This is a genomic window from Rhizobium sp. P44RR-XXIV, from assembly GCF_001999485.2.
GTDB lineage: Bacteria > Pseudomonadota > Alphaproteobacteria > Rhizobiales > Rhizobiaceae > Rhizobium.
Window position 1 is genome coordinate 1,335,799 of record NZ_MPVZ02000029.1, and the last position, 17,620, is coordinate 1,353,418.

Genomic DNA, 17,620 nt, shown 5'->3' on the forward strand with positions numbered 1-17,620 from the left:
TCCATTCCCTATCCGGCTTTCTCGCTGCTGTCGCAAACAACAAGCTTTAAAGCATGCGGATCGAATGGCAACCGATGTGCTCAGGCGATTGCGCGACGCACGGCCTCCACGGCCAGTCTCACCTGCCTCGGGGACGTGCCGCCCCTATGGTCGCGGCTGGCGACGGATCCCTCGATCGTCAGCACTTCAAAGATATCTTCGCGCACCAAGGGTGCAAAGGCCTGCATCTCGGCCAGAGAAAGTTCTGAAAGTGTCGGCAAGGCCTTGTCGCGTGCTGCGCCCACGATCGCGGCGACGGCGTGGTGCGCATCGCGGAAAGGCAGTCCGGCGCGGACGAGATAGTCGGCAAGATCGGTCGCCGTCGAATAACCCTGGTTTGCGGCGAGCAGCATCCGGCTGTGCTTGACCGTGATGCTCGGGATCATCTGGGCGGTCACGCCGACGGCACCGCGCACGGTTTCGAGCGTATCCGTCAGCGGCGGCTTCGATTCCTGCTGGTCCTTGTTGAAGGCAAGCGGCTGGCTTTTCATCAGCGCTGCGGAAAACGTCAGATTGCCGATAACGCGCGCGGCCTTGCCGCGTACAAGCTCGGCCAGGTCAGGGTTGCGCTTTTGCGGCATGATCGAGGATCCAGTGCAGAACTGATCGCCGACCTCGATGAAATCGAACATCGGCGTGCACCAGAGGATCACCTCTTCGCTGAAGCGCGACAGGTGCCCCATGATCAGCGCGCCGGCGCTGCAGACATCCACGACATAGTCACGGTCGGAAACGGCATCGAGGGAATTGGCAAACGAGCCGGAAAAGCCGAGCTGTGCCGCGCTATATTCGGGATCGATCGGATAGCCGGTACCCGCCAAGGCGGCCGCACCCAGCGGCGAGACATTGAGACGCTCACGCGCCGCCTTGACGCGATCGAGATCGCGCAGGAACATTTCCGCATAAGCCATCAGATGGTGGCCGAAGGTGACGGGCTGGGCGACCTGTAGATGGGTGAAGCCGGGCATGATCGTCTCGGCATTCTGCTCGGCAAGATCGACGAAAGCACCGATCAGCACCTTCAGATCATCGGCGAGCAGATCCAGCTGCTCACGCGCATAGAGACGTATATCGGTTGCCACCTGATCATTACGCGATCTGGCCGTATGCAGCTTCTTGCCGGCATCGCCGATCAGCGCGACAAGGCGGTTCTCGACATTCGTATGAACGTCTTCGAGTTCGGTCTTCCACTCGAAGGCGCCGGAGCGCATTTCCTCGGCAATCCGGTCAAGCCCCCTCTGGATCTGGGCATTGTCTTCGGCCGTAATGATGCCTGCACGGGCCAGCATCTCGGCATGGACTTTCGAGCCGGCGACGTCATGCAGCGCTATGCGCTTGTCCTGATCCAGGCATTCATGGAAATCCTGAAAATCCCTGGAGACGTCCTGCTTGAACAGCGGGGACCATGTGGTGCTCGTCTGGTTTCTCATCTCGATCTTCCCTTTCGAAAGGACGCAGCCCGTGCCGGGCGCGTCGTCTATTGAAGCAGCTCAAGCAGACCGCGTGCATCGCTCTCATGTTCCAGACCGAGAACGAAATCCCTTATGGCGTCGACCTTTGGAGCAGGCAGAACCATGCCGGCAAGGTCGGCATATTTGCCGATGAGCCGCTTGTCACTCAGCGGGTTCTGCGGTCCTCCGAGCGGGAATTCGACGATCAGGCGATCACGCGCGCCATTGGCTGTCACGATGGTAATCGCTGGCTCGTCCTCATCCTTCATTTCCGGATCAATCCGAACGGCGATGCGATCGAGCAAAGGTCCGATCTCTGGCGCCGACCACGCTGCCTCTTCCAATTCGGCAAGGAAGACCTTGCCGTAGCGCAGCCGGGCAGCGAGCGCATAAGGCAGGCTCATCTGTGCCTGCGCGCGGGACTCGACCACCTTGCCACCGCACATGCCATATTGGAAACGGCTGATATCGACCTCGATCGCAACAATCTCGCCGGCCGTGAGACCGTGGCGTTGCAGCAGGAGGTCGAGCGCATCGATCGCCGCATGGGTGCCGCGGCAGGTCGCGTGCGGTTTGATCGAGCAGCGATTGAGCCGCCAGTTCCCCCCGAAATCCTGAACCAGCGCCACCGGATCGCCCCGCCCGGCACCGAAAGTCGCGAAGAAACTGCCCCAGCGATCCGCCTCGAAGACGCTATCCGGCCCCTCGAAACCCCTCTTTGCCAGATAGGCGGCCATCAAGCCGCCTTCGGCGGCGCGACCGGCATGAAGTTTCTTGGACGAGCTGCCATTGTGAATGAAAGCCCATGTACCGCCGGCAAATGAGCAGGCCGTACCGAGTGCCGAGGCCATGGCTTCGCTATCGAGGTTCAGCATGGCACCGACGGCGGCGGCGGCGCCAAACGCGCCGCAGGTTCCGGTGGAATGCCATCCGAGACCATTATGCTCCTCATACCCGCCGACTGCTTCCAGCACGCGACGGCCGACCTCGTAACCAACGAGGACACTGCGCAGCAGATCTGCTCCGCTGAAGGAATGGTCGAGATCACCGAGCGCGGCGAGCACTGCGGGCAAAACGACGGCACCGGAATGATCGCAGCCGCCACTATCATCCAGCTCATAGGCGTGGGCCGAGACGCCATTGACGAGAGCAGCAGTTCTTGCGTCCGCTGACAATGGTAATCCCCAGAGTGGCGAACGCCCTGCCGTGCCGCGAAGGCTGAGCATTTCCAGCATCGCTCCGGTTTCTCCCGACGCCGATCCGGCGATAGCGGCGCCGAGCGTATCGAGGATATGAAGCTTCGCCTTATGGATCGTCTGGCTCGGGAAAGCATCGAAGCTAGTTGCACAGACGTGCTCGGCGAGGGTGCGGGTCAGATTATCGCTCACCGGCCTGCTCCTCGCTGACATAGGCTTCGTAGACATTAATCGGATGCTCGGCGGGCGCGACGATGCCCCTGCCGCCATGCCAACGGGCAACCTCGGCCGCCGTCGCCAGCCATACGTCGTCGAAGCTGCTGATGTGGCGCAGCAATTCCTCGACCAGAGCGATCCGGCCGGGCGTTCCCGTCCATTCGGGCCGAAACTGCAGCACGTAACAGAGACCGTATTTCCGATAGGCGTCGAATTCGGCGATCCAATTGGCGAGCACCGCCTCATAGGAGGGGATACGGCTCTGCCCCTTGGGAAAGGCCGGTGTGAAGTTGAACTGGAAATAAGGCCGGTCCTCGAGCTCGATATGGACAGGGATTTCCACCAGCGACGACGAATGGCTGTAGGGCATGTCGTCACCGTTTAGCGATGCCGACCAGGAATAGCCTGCTTCCAGCAACAACCGGTCGAAATGGCGCGGCCAATTGCCTGCCGGCAGCCGGAAGCCGGAGACGTCTTTCGATGCAATCGAGTTCAGTCTATCGCGGCTGCGCTTGAGGAGCTCGATAGCAGCGGATGCCTCAAGGGCATCGTAGCGTTCGAAGGCCCAGCCGTGGCTTTCGATCTCGTGATGTTCGGCGACGACATCGCGAAGAAGTTGCTCGTGTTTCTCCGCGACGATGCCGGGTACGAACCAGCTCGTCGATATGCCGGCGGCGGCAAACGCATTGCAAAGGCGTTCGACGCCACGCGTGGCACCATATTGCCACACGGAAAAGCTCTTGCTGCGCGCTGCCAGATCAGGCGCCTGCGCAATCGCATCGAGCCCGTCGTCGAAGATCACAGAGATGATGGCGGCACATCTCTTGCCCTGCGGCCAGAAGGTTTCGGAAGCCGTGTTGCTCATGCCGCAATCTCCGGATTTTTTGCGATCCACCATTTTGCGATCTCGGCGCAATGCGTCGCCCAGACGCTATCGCCGTGGGCAGTGATAGCTTTGAAAAGGCCTTCCAGAATTGCCAGCCGTCCGGGCTTGGCGCAGACCTTGGGATGCAGGATCGTCGTCCAGCAGAGCCCCTCGCGGTGATAGCCCTCGAATTCGGCACACCAGTTTCTTTGAACGTCGGCATAGCCCGAGATGCGGTCGAGACCGATGGGGAAATCCGGCTCCTCGCTGTAGGCAAGGGCCGTATAGTCGTCGATATCCCAACGCCCGGGGATTTCGACAAGGCCACGCCCTTGAGGCGTCTTGTGGAAATAGGGCCGGTCGTCGCCGCGCATCGAACTCGAATAGATCACGCCGAATTCGTGCAGCAGTTCAGCCGTTTCCTCGCTCCAGTCGCCCGAAGGCGTGCGGAAGCCGACTGGCGTCACGCCCAGCCGCGTGCGGAAGATGTCGCGGGAGCGCGCCATGATATCGAGCTGCTGCTGCCGGCTGCAATCGATGAAGACCTCATGATAATGGCCGTGATAGGCAATCTCATGCCCGTCTTTCAGGATGCGTTCGCACGTCGACGGCCAGTGCTCGACCACCCAGGTCGGCACGAAGAACGTCGCCTTGAGCCCGTATTCGCCAAGCAGATTCAGCAGCCGCGGAAGGGCGCGCCATGGTCCATAGGCGCCTTGCGTGAAGTAGCGCGGATTGGACAATAGCGAACCATCCAGCATCGCGTCGCCGGTGGGTCCATCGACATCGAAGGCGAGTGCCACCGCCGACTGCCGGCCTTCCGGCCAGAGGCGAGGCATCGACGACGAGATGGGTGCGGTCTTGGCAGTCATGGGACTTTGCATGCGCTTTCAGCTGTATTTGCGACGCAAGCATCCATCCCGGGACGCGGTAACGCCCCGACCGGTAGCTGCATTGATGGTAAAGGGAAGCGCCGCTATCGCTGCGGCGCTTCTTCTGTGGCTTACTTGACGCCGTTCACCACGGCCTTCGGAACGGCATTGTGGACAAGGCCCCACTTCTTGAGGATCTCGTCATAGGTCCCGTCCTTGATGACGGCGTCGAAAGCTCCGGCGACGGCATCGCGGAGTGCGGTATTGTCCTTCTTGAAGGCAATGCCGAAGGTGTCGTTGCTGAGTAGCGGCTCGCCGACGAGCTTGTAGGTGTCGGGTTCAAGGCGCATCTGGTAGGCGATCGTCTCGATACCCTGGACGACCGCGTCATAGCGACCCTGTTTCATGCCGAGGCGGGCAGCGTTCGAATCCGCAGTGCCCTCGAACTTGATGGCCGGCTTGCCCTTGCCTTCGCAATTGGCAGCACTCCAGGCTTTGACGTTATCACCGAAGGAGGTGCTGCGGCTTCCCGCAACCGTCTTGCCGCACAGATCGGTGGGCTGCTTGTAGGTCTCAGCATTGGCGTTGACGGTAAAGAGGATCGGACCGCTGGTGATGTAATCGACGAAGTCCATGCTCGCCTGACGCTTCACGTTGTCGCTCATGCCGGAAATGATCATGTCGGCGCGGCCGGTCTGAAGGCCGCTCTGCAGTTCCTGGAAGGCCGAGGTCACGAAGACGGTCGTCAGATTGAGCTTCTTTGCGATGGCATTCGCCAGATCGACGTCGAAACCGTCGATCGTGCCGGTGTCCGGATTGACGAACTCCATCGGCGGATAGATCGGGTTGGTCATGATGCGCAGCTCGCCATCCTTGAGCAGATTCAGGCTCGAATCCGCGGAGGCGGCGGTTGCAGCGAGGGATAGCAGGGCGACCGAGGCGGCAAGACGAATGAGTTTCATAAAATGTTCCTCTGATGATTTTGCTTCAGGGTTCTTGTTGTTAAAGCACCGCAGAAATGAAGTTCTTCACTCTGGGATTCCGGGGGTTTTCAAGGATCTCGCTTGGCGTTCCGGTCTCGACGATCATGCCGGCATCCATGAAGACGACACGATCCGCCACCTCTCGGCAGAAGCCGATCTCATGCGTGACGACGATCATCGTCGTCCCCGAGGCCGCGAGTTCCTTCATGACGCCAAGGACTTCGCCGACCAGTTCGGGGTCCAGAGCGGATGTCGGCTCGTCGAACAGCATGGCCTTCGGCTTCATCGCCAGCGCCCTTGCAATGGCGATGCGCTGCTGCTGGCCGCCGGAAAGCTCGCCAGGATAGGAGCCTGCCTTGTCCGCCAGGCCGACGCGCTCGAGAAGAACGCGCGCTTCGGCAATGCAGTCCCGCTTCGGTCGTCCCTGAACGCCGACAGGGCCCTCGATGATATTCTGCAGCACCGTGCGATGCGGGAAGAGATGGAATTTCTGGAAGACCATGCCGACCGCCTGCCGTTGGCGGGCAATTTCGCGGTCGGCGAGCGGAAACAGCCGGTTGCCGTCACGGCGATAGCCGGCGATCTCGCCGTCGACCAGGACGTAGCCGGCATCGATCTGTTCAAGCTGATTGATGCAGCGCAGGAAGGTGCTCTTGCCCGAACCCGAAGGCCCGATGACGCAGACCACTTCACCCTTTTTGATCTCGAACTCGATGTCTTTCAGGACATGAAACGTGCCAAAGTATTTCTGCAGGCCGTGTGCCGTGATGATCGCGTCCATCAGCCTGCCTCCCCGACCAAGGTCTGGTTCGTGGCCTGCTGGGCGGAAGCGTCACGTCTGCCCCAGCCCTTCGAGAAGTGCCGCTCGATATAGATCTGTCCAATACTCAGGACGGTAACGACAACCATGTACCAGAGGGCCGCGACGATCAGCAGCTCGATGACGCGCGAGTTGACATAGTAGATGTCCTCGACGTTTTTCAGCACCTCGGAATATTGGATGACGCTTGCAAGCGAGGTCAGCTTGACCATGCCGATGGTCTCGTTGCCGATGGGCGGCACGATGACGCGCATGGCCTGCGGCAGGACGATCTTGAGCGTTGCCCGCAGTTTCGTCATGCCGATCGATTGCGCCGCTTCCATCTGCCCCTTGTCGATCGACAGAAGACCGGCACGGACGACTTCCGCAGTATAGGCACCCTGCTGGATGCCAAGGCCGAGAAGTGCGGCGACGAACGGGGTCATGACCTCGACAGTGCGGATCGACCAGAGCCCGGGAATACCGATCGTCGGGAAAATCAGGGCGAGATTGAACCAGAGCAGGAGCTGCAGCAGCGCCGGCGTGCCGCGAAACAGCCAGACGTAACCGACGGAAATGCTGCGCAGGACCGGATTGTCGGACATGCGCATGATGGCCGCCACAACACCGAGGACGATGCCGACCAGCATGGCGCAGATCGTCATGATGATGGTGTTGGCAACGCCTTGCAGCACTGCTCTGGTAAAGAGATTGTCCGAGACATAGCTCCAGGCAATATCTCCCTTCCAGAAGGCTCTCGCCAACAGAAGCAGCAGGATGATGCAGACCGCCGCCATGATCTTTGTGCCGATTTTTCGTTGCGGCACGATCACAAGCGCATTCACGTCGAGTGGCGCTGAGTTGCTCAAATTCCGGTTCCCTGAGCTCGTTTGTGAGCTTCAATCTTGTAGTGGAAGAAGCTTACGTTGGTTTCGAAATCATCCACAAACGAGATTTGAACATGCGATTTATGCTCTTTACGCATAAATTAGGCAGGGAAGCTGTGGTTTTTGGCGGTAGCTGAGCAAGCTGGATCGCGGCCCATATGCGCGGTGCCGCTGAGCAGTCCGAATAGAGCGTCGCCGGGAGGCGGCTTCTGTTGTCCGCTGCCCCTTAGATCTTCCGGACCTTGCGACTACCGGTCTTTGCGCCCGCCGGGGCGGCAACGGATGCACGCTTTACGAGCGAGCATTCGAGCTTGGTAACCGGGTATCGCCGCTCCCGGGGCAGCACTGCGGTTTCCAGATGCTCGATCGCCCATTGCCCCATGGCCATATGCGGGAGAACCGAGGTCGTCAAAGGCGGCACGAGATGGCGGCATATGTCCTCGTCGTCATAGCCCATGACCGACATGTCCTGCGGAATATGAAGCCCGGCTTCCTTGAGCGCCTCGTAGCAACCGATGGCGGTGCGGTCATTCTGGCAGAAGATGGCTGTCGGACGTTCGGCAAGAGCAAGCAATTTCATCGTCGCGGAATAGCCGGCGCTGGCCGACCAGTCGCCTTCTATGACCAGTTCCGGATCGAAGGGGATATCGGCAGTCGCCAAGGCCCGGCGATAACCGGTCAGTCGATCCTGCGCCGCCTGCATCCACGGCTCACCCGTGATCGTCGCGATCCGGTGGTGTCCGTGCGATATCAAATGGCGGGTCGCCGTCTGACCTCCGGCTATCTCGCTCGGAACAACAGCTGGAAAGGCGTAGTCGGAAGTGTAGCAATTGAGGAGAACGATTGGAATATTGAGATCGTAGAGATAATCCGGCACCTCGACTTCGCGAGTGAAGATCGTCATGTAGATGAGTGCCGAGATTCCGCTATTGCTGAGCGCCTTTATGGTCCTCGGCTCCATGATCGGATCACTCATGGTCTGCGCAACTAGGAGAACATTTCCAGCGTTCCAGGAGGCTTGTCGCGCACCTTCGATGGCAACGACAGCTTCAGGGCTGGTCGCCAACTGGTCGACGGCAAAGCCGATAACGCCATCCAGCTTGGCGGGTGACAGAAGCGCCGGCGGCATTGACAGCACCGGTGCAGCATAGCCGAGTTGTCGAGCCGCCTCGATAACCCTCTCGCGTGTTTGCTGCGACAGGCGCATGCCAGGGGTGTTGTTCAACACAAAGGATACGGCGCTCTGCGAGCACCCGGCTGCCTTGGCAATATCGGTCATCGTCACCCTATTGCCCGGACGGCGGCCGTTTCGCTTCGATGCCCTGTTGTCTTCGGCCGTCATATTGCCGTTTGCGGCCGGTATTTTGCTCATAATAAAGTCTCGTCTCCCTGAAGCGAAGCCGGCCAGATCCCCACAGCCATCTTCACGCGCTAATATTTATTATCATCATTGGACCGATCTCGGCAACAGGCTCAGATGGAAATGCGACCGCACACACAATTCTTTTCGGCATAAGGCTCGATAACTGCTGCAGATATCGATCTCGCCGCTGTCGTGGCACCGTAGGAGCACTAATTTGTATTACTAATTCTATTTACTAATCGAAATTAGTCGTATACCGTCGCGCTTGTGGTTGGACGCACCTTATCTCGCTTGGCGAGAGGCCCTAGGAGGGGGTGAAGGACGGTCCGCCGCGAATTGAAACTGGATCCCGACAGCGGGTCTATGGGAGGATTGTCATGAAGTACCTTACACGGGGCGCTGCCACCATCGCGGCAGGGCTATTGCTGAGCTATGCAACGGCGTCCTACGCCGCCGACAAGCCGACACTGGCATTTGTGGTCAACGGCGCATCCGACTTCTGGAAGGCAGCAGAAGCCGGCGTCAAGAAGGCCCAGGCTGAACTGCCCGACTTCAATCTGGAACTGAAATATCCCGAGCAGTCTTCGGTCGCGATCCAGCAACGCCTGATGGAAGACCTTGTGTCAGCCGGCGTCAAAGGGATCATGGTTTCGGCCGTCGATCCCAAGACCTCGACGGACGGCCTGAACAAGATCGGCTCCCAGACCGCACTGTTTACCACCGATAGCGATGCGCCGGACACGAACCGCGTCGCCTATATCGGCTCCTCGAACGTCGACGCCGGCAAGCAGGCCGCCGAGATCGCCAAGAAAGCCATGCCAAACGGGGGCAAATGCATCGGCTTTGTAGGTCTTCTCGGCGCCGACAATGCCAAGGAGCGCATCCAGGGCATGAAGGATGGCATCGCCGGCACGAAGATCGACCTTGTCGACGTTCGTGGCGACGATATCGACCAGACCCGCGCCAAGAAGAATGTCGAGGACGCACTCGTTGCCAGCCCTGACGTCACCTGCATGGTCGGCTTCTATTCCTACAACACGCCGCGCATCTACGAAGCGCTTCGCGAAGCAGGCAAGCTTGGCCAGATCACCGTCGTCGGCTTCGATGACGATCCGATCACGCTCGGCGGCGTCAAGGAAGGCACGATTGCCGGCACCGTGGTGCAGCAGCCCTATCTCTGGGCCTATCAGGGCATGAAGCTGATGGCTGCCTATCTCAAGGGCGACAAATCGGGCATTCCCGACAAAAAGCTGATCATCATCCCCACGAAGATCATCGGCAAGGATGACGTGGATGCCTATGCCGCGAACCTGAAGTCGATGGCCGGCAACTAAAAGTCATTCTGCGGCAGCGCCGGCTTCGAGGGCCGGCGCTGCTGTACCGTGATTGCGCACGACGCACCGGCTTTTCGAGCCTCATCGTACGGGTCCCATATTCGTCATGAACCAGCAATCGGATGCATTGGTATCGATGGAAGCCACCACGCCGTTTCTCAGCCTTTCAGGAATTGGCAAGACCTATCCCGGTGTCGTGGCGCTCGATAATTTCTCGATGGATGTCAATCCCGGCGAGGTGATCGGCCTTGTCGGCGAGAATGGCGCCGGCAAATCGACACTCATGAAAATCCTCGGAGGCGTGGTCAAACCCGACCGCGGCGCCATTCGGCTTGATGGAGCCGAGCACGAGGCATTCACCGTCGAGAGCAGCATTGCTTCCGGTATCGCCTTCGTCCATCAGGAGCTCAATCTCTTCGACAACCTCAACGTTGCAGCCAACATCTTCCTCGGGCGCGAGCCTCTGCGCGGCGGCCTTATGAAGCTTGTCGACCGCGATCGCCTGCGAACGATGGTCGCGCCCCTTTTGAAACGCGTCGGCGCGAATTTTTCGCCGGATAGGCCTGTATCGTCGCTATCCCTGGCCCAACAGCAGATGGTCGAGATCGCCAAAGCATTGTCGATCAACGCCCGCCTCGTCATTCTCGATGAGCCGACATCCAGCCTGCCGCTCGCCGAGACCGAAAGGCTCCTGACCGTCATTTCCTCGCTCAGGGCGGATGGCATCAGCGTCATCTTCATTTCGCATCGCCTGCATGAGGTCGAGCGCGTTGCCGATCGCGTTCTCGTCCTGCGCGATGGAACGCTCGCAGGCACTTTGCCGAAAGACTCGATCGACCACGACCGCATGGTAAAATTAATGATCGGCCGCGCTCTGACAGCACGCGATGCGGAGCCGGCCCGCCCGCCGGGCGATGTAGCACTGAAAATCTCCGCCATCCGCACCGCCGCCCATCCGACCCGTCCGGTCGATCTCGATATCAGATATGGCGAAATCCTCGGGCTCGCCGGCCTTGTCGGCGCGGGACGCACCGAACTCGCCCGCGTTCTTTTCGGGATCGACAGGAGCTATGGCGGTGGCACCACCACGCTCGATGGCCGAGACATAAAGATCACGTCCGCCAGGGAAGCGGTCGCCAACGGCATCTTCCTGGTCCCCGAAGATCGCAAGCTCAGCGGCATCCTGCTGGACCTGCCGATCTCGCAGAATATTTCCCTGCCCAATCTGCCTGCCTTTGCGCGTCACTTCATGGTGTCGACAGGTCAGGAGAACACCGTCGCCGAGACCCAGCGCAGACAGCTCAGCATCAAGGCACCCTCGATTTCGACACGCACGGGAACGCTTTCGGGCGGAAACCAGCAGAAGGTCGTTCTGGCCAAATGGCTGTCGATGCGCCCGAAGGTCCTGATCTTCGACGAGCCGACCCGAGGCATCGATATCGGTGCCAAGAATGAAATCTACAGCCTGATGCGCAAACTTGCGGATGCGGGCGTCGCGATCCTGATGATCTCGAGCGACATGGAGGAGGTCATCGGCGTCTCCGACCGTATCGCCGTCATGCATGAGGGCCAGATCGCCGGCATTCTCGACAAGGATCAGTTCAGTCAGGAAAACGTGCTTTTGCTGGCCGTTGGTAAAACAGTACACTAGGTCGGATGATTTTAGGTCAGATCGACCTAAAATCTGAATCCGACCTAGAATCAAATAGGTAGAGCATGATGTCGTCCGAAAACCGCTGACACTTTTCGGCATCATGCTCGAACGGCTGCGGCCAATAGGAATTGAAATCGATGAGTAAGAAAGACCTGGGCCTGCTCCTCTTGATCATCGTCGTCGGCATCGTCGTGACGATCATCAATCCGCGCTTCCTGCTGCCGATCAATCTGGCGAATACCTCCAATCTGATCGGCCTTTTCGGGATCCTGTCGATCGGGCAGGCCTTCGTCATCATAACGGGCGGCATCGAGCTTTCGGTCGGCTCGCTGGTCGCCCTGCTCGGCGTATTGTTCATCGATTTCATTGCCGTGCAGAACGTGCCCTGGGCCGTCGCATTGCCGCTCATCCTGATCCTCGGCGGCCTGTTGGGCGGCATCCATGGCTGGCTCATTACGCGGCTTAATCTTCAGCCCTTCGTCGTCACGCTCTGCGGCCTGCTGATCTATCGCGGCGCGGCGCGTTTCTACACGGCCGATGGTACGGCAGGCTTCGCTTTCGGCCAGAATTTCCCTTCCCTCGAATTCCTGACCGCCGGCCGCTTTTACGGCGTACCCACAACCTTCATAGCGCTCGTGATCATCGCCGCTATCATGTGGGTCGTCCTGCATCGCTCGGTCTATGGGCGTTATCTCTACGCCATCGGCAAGAATGAGGAAGCCGCAAAGTATTCCGGCATCCGTACCTCGAAGATGGTGATGATTTCCTACGTCATATGCGGCGTTCTGACGGCTCTGTCAGCGATCTATTTCGCGATGTATACGCGCTCGATCTCGCCGGCGAGCCATGGGCAGTTCTATGAACTCTATGCCATCGCGGCAGCGGTGCTCGGCGGCTTCTCTCTGCGCGGCGGCGAAGGCTCCCTGATCGGCGTGGTACTCGGCACGATCCTGCTGCAGGAATTGCAGAACCTCGTCAATCTGCTCGGCATCCCCTCTTCACTCAACTTCGCCGTCATGGGCGGGGTGATCCTGATCGGCGTGCTGATCGATCAGCAGTGGAGCGCAATCCGCGCGCAGCGGAGCCTGGTATCCGCGGCCCGTCAGGCAGATGTGCGGCAGCCCGCTGAATAGGCCTCGTTTGACGGCTATGCCTTGACGTCCTGACCACAGGCACGAGGCAGAAGCCGACCGCATGATCAGATGACTGCCAGCTTCTTGACCCACGCTTCGACCTCGTCGCCGCTGCTCATATCGGCTTGCACCAGCCCATCGATCATGAAGGTGGGGGAAACGTGAATGCCGTTCTGCCGGGCATATTTGCAATGCCACTTTATCTCGCGGTCGAGATCGGGGATCGAGAACGCTTCCTTCAGCTGAATACCGCTATAATTTTCCAGGCGCTCGATCAGCTGGTTCGGCGTCACATCCATGTTGGGTCCACCGGCATGGCGTGCAAACTCGAATTCCTCGCGATGCGCGGCAATCGCAGCCATCACCTTTTTCGCCGTCTCCTTACCGCCCGCAAGCGTCGAAGCGGCAAGGATGCAGCGCACCAAGACACCGGAATACATATGCCATGGCTGCGACTGCAGGCGGACCTTGATGGTGACCCTATCTTCACCAGCCTGTTCCAGTAGGGCGTCGAGCTTGTTGAACGCCTTGACCGAATATGGGCAAGTCGGCTCCAGGAAAACTTCGAAAACGCGGGAGCCATGGCCCCAGCTTAGTGGATCTGCGCGCCAGGTCACATCGGTCATGCTGTTTCCTTGCCTCTCTGTCGGGGGAATCATCCATAGCATCGCATAATCGCTTGGGAATTATCCAGCGGCCAGGGAGTGCAATATTCTCCCAATTCAGCGTGCTGTTGCGGCTCGGCTCGTGCGGGATACTACCGGTCCAATTGGTGCCAGCAGCGTTAGCCCGTCAACCGGCGGCCGCACCCGGTCTATCTAAATTGGAACATTGCCCATAGCCCGGCGTTAGCTCCATGAGGCCGCAGGTTGTGCCAAGCGGACGCGATGGCGCCGAAGAATATGGAGATTTTTCCGCTTTCTCTCCATAGCCAACGAAACGGCAGACGAGCTTCTTACCCATCCGACCTGTGGCCTCTTCGATACTCACGCACAAGGGAGATGAAGATGGATGACCCCATGAAACTATATCGTCTGGTTCCGACGGCCGCCGACAATGACCCCAATTGGCTTGGCGGAAAATCGCACGGCGAAGTTCTGGTGGCAGCTCGAACCGCAGGCGATGCTCGTGTGGTCGCGGCTGAAAGAGAACTGGATTTCATGGAAATCGATGCCGTGCCCGCGGAGGACAAGACGACCAAAATGGCAAGCGTCTTTCGCAACGAGAAACTCTACACCGTCATCGAGGTGAATAATGGCAAGCAATATCACCACCGCGGCGTCATCGCCGGCTCGATTAGCGTCGACACGATCATTTCGACACAGGTTTGATGAGCCACATCAAAGGGGACGATGGAGCCTGCCCAAATGCCGCAGTGTCCTGCTGACTGCCGTCATCGTCGCCGCCGTTTCATCGACCGCAGCATTTGCGCAGCCGGCGGCGGACAATGATCGCTGCAAGGCTGGCAATTCTGGCCGGCAGGCCAAAACCGAACAGGCCGCGCCGGCACCCGATAGCAACTCCAGCGACAGGCTGAAGGATTGCGACGGCGTCCTGAAGCCGCCGGTTGTCGGCGATAGCGCGTTGGAAAAACCGGCGCCAAAGGTCGGTAGAACCCCGGTCATCAAGCCGGACGACAATCAGAACGGACAGCATAACGATCAGCAGCCCGGCAAATAATATTCGGACATCGCCGCTATCCGGGCGGAGTATAAAGACGCCGGCGGGCCGGCGCCGCTAGATTGTCAATGCACCGGAGCCGACTCCGGCTCCCCGTCGGGCACATCCTGCTTGCGATGGTCGGCAGCCAGCACCATGTAGACCGCAGGCACTACGAAAAGCGTGAAAAGCGTACCGATGGCCAGCCCGGTGGCGATCACCAGACCCATGTTGAAGCGGGAAGCAGCACCGGCACCGGTCGCCAGGATCAGCGGTATCACGCCCAGAACCATGGCGCCGGTCGTCATCAAGATCGGACGCAGTCGAATGCCGCAAGCGCCCTCGATCGCCTCGCGCTTGGATTTCCCCTGAGCCTGCAGCGTATTCGCCACCTCGACGATGAGGATGCCGTGCTTGCTGATCAGCCCCATGAGCGTCACCAAACCGACCTGCGTGTAGATGTTCATCGTCGCGCCGCCGATGCCTAGGCTGATGAAGGCGAGTGCGCCAGCGATCGACATCGGCACCGAAACCAGAATGATGAACGGGTCTCGGAAACTGTTGAACTGAGCCGACAACGCCAGGAACACGATGATGAGAGCCAGAGCGAAGGTGGTGGCCATACCACTGGATTCCTGCACGAACTGGCGGGACTGACCGCCATAATCCACCGTATAGCCTTGTGGCAGCGTGCGCGCCGCGATCGACTTGAGGGTATTCAGAGCATCGCCGACGGCGACGCCCGGTGCCGGCACGCCGGAGATGGTGGCGGAATTCAACTGCTGAAAATGTGCGACCGAGCGCGGGGTCGCCTGCAGTTTCGCGGTCGCGATCGCCGAAAGCGGGATCTTCGAGCCATTCACGTTCGCGATCGGATAATTCATGATCTGATCGATCGTCTGACGCGAGCGTTGTTCGACCTGTGGGATCACCTGGTAGGATCGGTTGTCGATACTGAAATAATTGACGTAGCCGCCACCCAGCATCGAGGAAAGCGCCGCACCGACTGTGTTCATATTCAGCCCAAGCGCCGATGCCTTGCTCCGGTCGATCTGTATCGAATATTGCGGATTGTCGACGTAAAGATCCTTTGTCAGGAAGATGAACTGACCGGATTTCTGCGCTTCCTGCAGGAAGGTGCTGGAGACTTCGTTGAGTTGCTCGAAGCCACTGGTGCTGCCGATGGCGAACTGCACCGGCAGGCCGCTGGCGCCCGGTAGCGGCGGTATCTGGAAGACCACCGCCTGACCGCCGGCGATCTTTGCCAGGTCGGCCTGTACCAGTGGCTGCAGTTGGTCGGCTGTTCTCGTACGCTGGTCCCAGGGCTTCAGCACCATGCCCTCGAACGACGTGCCCGGCACTTCAACCTGCAGGGTCTTGTCGGTTTCAGGGAAACTGTGGAAAATCTTAGTGACCTGGTCTGAACTGAGCAGCTTTTGTTGAAGCGTCGCGTTGGGCGCGTTGGTCACCTGTGCCGCCAGAAATCCCTGGTCCTCATTCGGCGCCAGCTCGTTCTTGGCGCTTGTGTAGAGGAAATAGATGCTGCCGAGGACGATCACAGCGAATACCAGCGCCACCGGTATGGTGTTCAAACTGCCGTGCAGCATGCGCACATAGGGCCTGTGAATTTCCGAGAAGCGGCGATCGATGAAATCCGAGACACGCTCTTCCCAGCCGCTACGGTCGGTCAGGTGCGGCTTCAGGATGCGCGAGCACATCATCGGCGTCAGCGTCAGCGCGATGATCATCGAGACGGTCACGGCGCCGACCAGCGTAAAGGCGAACTCTGTGAAAAGCGCACCCGTCAGGCCGCCCTGGAAGCCGATCGGCACGTAGACGGCGATCAGCACGACGGTCATGGCCAGGATCGGCCCCACCAATTCATGCGCCGCATCCAGCGCCGCCCGCATCGGCGTGGCACCTTCCTCGATATGGCGGTTGACGTTCTCCACCACGATGATGGCGTCGTCGACCACGAGGCCGATTGCCAGCACCAGGGCGAGCAAGGTCAGAAGGTTTATCGAGAAGCCGAAGATCAGCATCATCGCGAAGGTACCGACCAGCGATAGCGGTATGGCGACGATGGGAATGGCGACCGAACGTGGCGAACCGAGAAATGCGAACACCACGAAAATGACGATGACCAGAGCCTCGAGCAGGCTCTTCACGACCTCGTTGATCGACGTGGTAACGAAGACGCTGGAATCATAAACGATATAGCCTTGGAGTCCCTGCGGAAGCTGCTCCTGGATGCTCGGAAATACGGCGCGTACACCCGTGATCACATCGAGCAGATTGGCCGTCGGCGCGATCTGGATACCCATGAACACGCCATCCTGCCCATCGAATCCAATCTGGACATCGGGGTTCTGAGATCCGAGCGCCACGGTGGCGACATCCTTCAGACGAACGATCGAAGTACCGATCTGCCTGACCACCATCTCCTTGAATTCATCAACCGAATGCAGGTCGGTTCGCGCGGTGAGCACCGTCTGCGTCATCTGGCCGCGCGTGGTACCGATGCCGGAAATGTAGTTGTTGGCTGCAAGCGCCGTCCCGACATCGCCAGCGGTCAACCCATAGGCGGCGAGCTTGTCCGGCTGTAGCCACGCTCTCAACGCAAAGGTTCGCGCGCCGAGGATTTCGGCGGTCTGAACGCCGTTGACCGCCTGCAATTTGGGCTGAACGACACGCGTCAAATAGTCGGTGATCTGGTTGCTGGCCAGGACATCGCTGCGAAAGCCGATGTACATCGCATCGATGGACTGGCCGATGGAGACCGACAAGATCGGCTGCTGCGTGCCTGTCGGCAGCTGATTGAGAACAGACGATATCTTGGCGCTGATTTCCGTCAAAGCCGCGTCGGCGCTATAATTGAGGCGCAGGTTGACAGTGATGGTCGACGTGCCGCTGGTGCTCGTCGAGGTCATATAATCGATGCCATTGGACTGAGCGATGGCGTTTTCGAGCGGCGTCGTGATGAAGCCGGCGATCACGTCTGGTGCGGCGCCGGGATAGGTGGTCGTCACCGTTACGACGGCATTCTGGGTCTGCGGGTACTGGCGCACGGTCAGCGAGCGGAACGACTGATAGCCGATCACGATAATCAACGCACTCACCACCAGGGCGAGAACGGGGCGCCGGATGAAGATGTCGGTGATATTCATCG

The 17,620-nt window shown here is 59.5% G+C and carries 14 protein-coding genes; 4 read left to right on the forward strand and 10 right to left on the reverse strand.

The window, feature by feature from the left end; all coding sequences use genetic code 11:
- Window positions 1-80 precede the first annotated feature (80 nt).
- From argH to BSK43_RS32205, 8 genes are all read right to left on the reverse strand, one after another.
- Window positions 81-1,469 (reverse strand): argininosuccinate lyase, encoded by a 1,389-nt coding sequence (gene argH / locus BSK43_RS32170; protein ID WP_077467537.1) that lies wholly within the window; start codon window positions 1,467-1,469, stop codon window positions 81-83.
- 47 nt (window positions 1,470-1,516) lie between these two features.
- Window positions 1,517-2,878: an MmgE/PrpD family protein gene (locus tag BSK43_RS32175; protein WP_077467538.1), complete on the reverse strand. Its 1,362-nt coding sequence runs from the start codon at window positions 2,876-2,878 to the stop codon at window positions 1,517-1,519.
- Window positions 2,868-3,767: a polysaccharide deacetylase family protein gene (locus BSK43_RS32180; protein ID WP_077467539.1), complete on the reverse strand. Its 900-nt coding sequence runs from the start codon at window positions 3,765-3,767 to the stop codon at window positions 2,868-2,870. Before BSK43_RS32180 ends, BSK43_RS32175 begins: the two co-directional genes overlap by 11 nt.
- Entirely contained in the window at window positions 3,764-4,639 is an 876-nt protein-coding gene (locus BSK43_RS32185; protein ID WP_246662753.1) for a polysaccharide deacetylase, read from the reverse strand. Before BSK43_RS32185 ends, BSK43_RS32180 begins: the two co-directional genes overlap by 4 nt.
- A gap of 131 nt (window positions 4,640-4,770) precedes the next feature.
- Window positions 4,771-5,601 (reverse strand): ABC transporter substrate-binding protein, encoded by an 831-nt coding sequence (locus tag BSK43_RS32190; RefSeq protein WP_077467541.1) that lies wholly within the window; start codon window positions 5,599-5,601, stop codon window positions 4,771-4,773.
- A gap of 40 nt (window positions 5,602-5,641) precedes the next feature.
- Window positions 5,642-6,403, reverse strand: a complete 762-nt coding sequence (locus BSK43_RS32195; RefSeq protein WP_077467542.1) for an amino acid ABC transporter ATP-binding protein — start codon at window positions 6,401-6,403, stop codon at window positions 5,642-5,644.
- The gene (locus BSK43_RS32200) at window positions 6,403-7,290 is read right to left on the reverse strand and encodes an amino acid ABC transporter permease (protein WP_077467543.1); all 888 of its coding nucleotides are present in this window, start codon (window positions 7,288-7,290) and stop codon (window positions 6,403-6,405) included. Before BSK43_RS32200 ends, BSK43_RS32195 begins: the two co-directional genes overlap by 1 nt.
- A gap of 244 nt (window positions 7,291-7,534) precedes the next feature.
- Entirely contained in the window at window positions 7,535-8,650 is a 1,116-nt protein-coding gene (locus tag BSK43_RS32205) for a LacI family DNA-binding transcriptional regulator (protein WP_068399608.1), read from the reverse strand.
- A gap of 398 nt (window positions 8,651-9,048) precedes the next feature.
- Between BSK43_RS32205 and BSK43_RS32210 the strand changes: the two genes are divergently transcribed.
- The 3 genes from BSK43_RS32210 to BSK43_RS32220 all read left to right on the forward strand — a co-directional run bounded on the left by BSK43_RS32210 (window position 9,049) and on the right by BSK43_RS32220 (window position 12,792).
- Entirely contained in the window at window positions 9,049-10,005 is a 957-nt protein-coding gene (locus tag BSK43_RS32210) for a sugar-binding protein (protein WP_068399077.1), read from the forward strand.
- A 106-nt stretch (window positions 10,006-10,111) separates the two neighbouring features.
- Complete coding sequence (locus BSK43_RS32215; protein ID WP_077467545.1) at window positions 10,112-11,656, forward strand: sugar ABC transporter ATP-binding protein; 1,545 nt, start codon at window positions 10,112-10,114, stop codon at window positions 11,654-11,656.
- A gap of 140 nt (window positions 11,657-11,796) precedes the next feature.
- Window positions 11,797-12,792: an ABC transporter permease gene (locus BSK43_RS32220; RefSeq protein ID WP_077467546.1), complete on the forward strand. Its 996-nt coding sequence runs from the start codon at window positions 11,797-11,799 to the stop codon at window positions 12,790-12,792.
- A 65-nt stretch (window positions 12,793-12,857) separates the two neighbouring features.
- On the opposite strand, the gene BSK43_RS32225 is transcribed toward BSK43_RS32220, so the two are convergent.
- Window positions 12,858-13,418, reverse strand: a complete 561-nt coding sequence (locus tag BSK43_RS32225) for a thioredoxin domain-containing protein (RefSeq protein ID WP_077467547.1) — start codon at window positions 13,416-13,418, stop codon at window positions 12,858-12,860.
- Window positions 13,419-13,811: 393 nt separating this feature from the next.
- On the opposite strand from BSK43_RS32225, the gene BSK43_RS32230 reads away from it, so the two are divergent.
- Window positions 13,812-14,123: a hypothetical protein gene (locus BSK43_RS32230; protein ID WP_246662754.1), complete on the forward strand. Its 312-nt coding sequence runs from the start codon at window positions 13,812-13,814 to the stop codon at window positions 14,121-14,123.
- Window positions 14,124-14,537: 414 nt separating this feature from the next.
- Here the strand turns inward: BSK43_RS32230 and BSK43_RS32235 are convergent, their stop codons facing one another.
- Window positions 14,538-17,618 carry an efflux RND transporter permease subunit gene (locus BSK43_RS32235; protein WP_077467550.1) on the reverse strand — a complete coding sequence of 1,027 codons (3,081 nt, stop codon included), beginning with the start codon at window positions 17,616-17,618 and terminating at the stop codon, window positions 14,538-14,540.
- Between the last annotated feature and the right edge of the window lie 2 nt (window positions 17,619-17,620).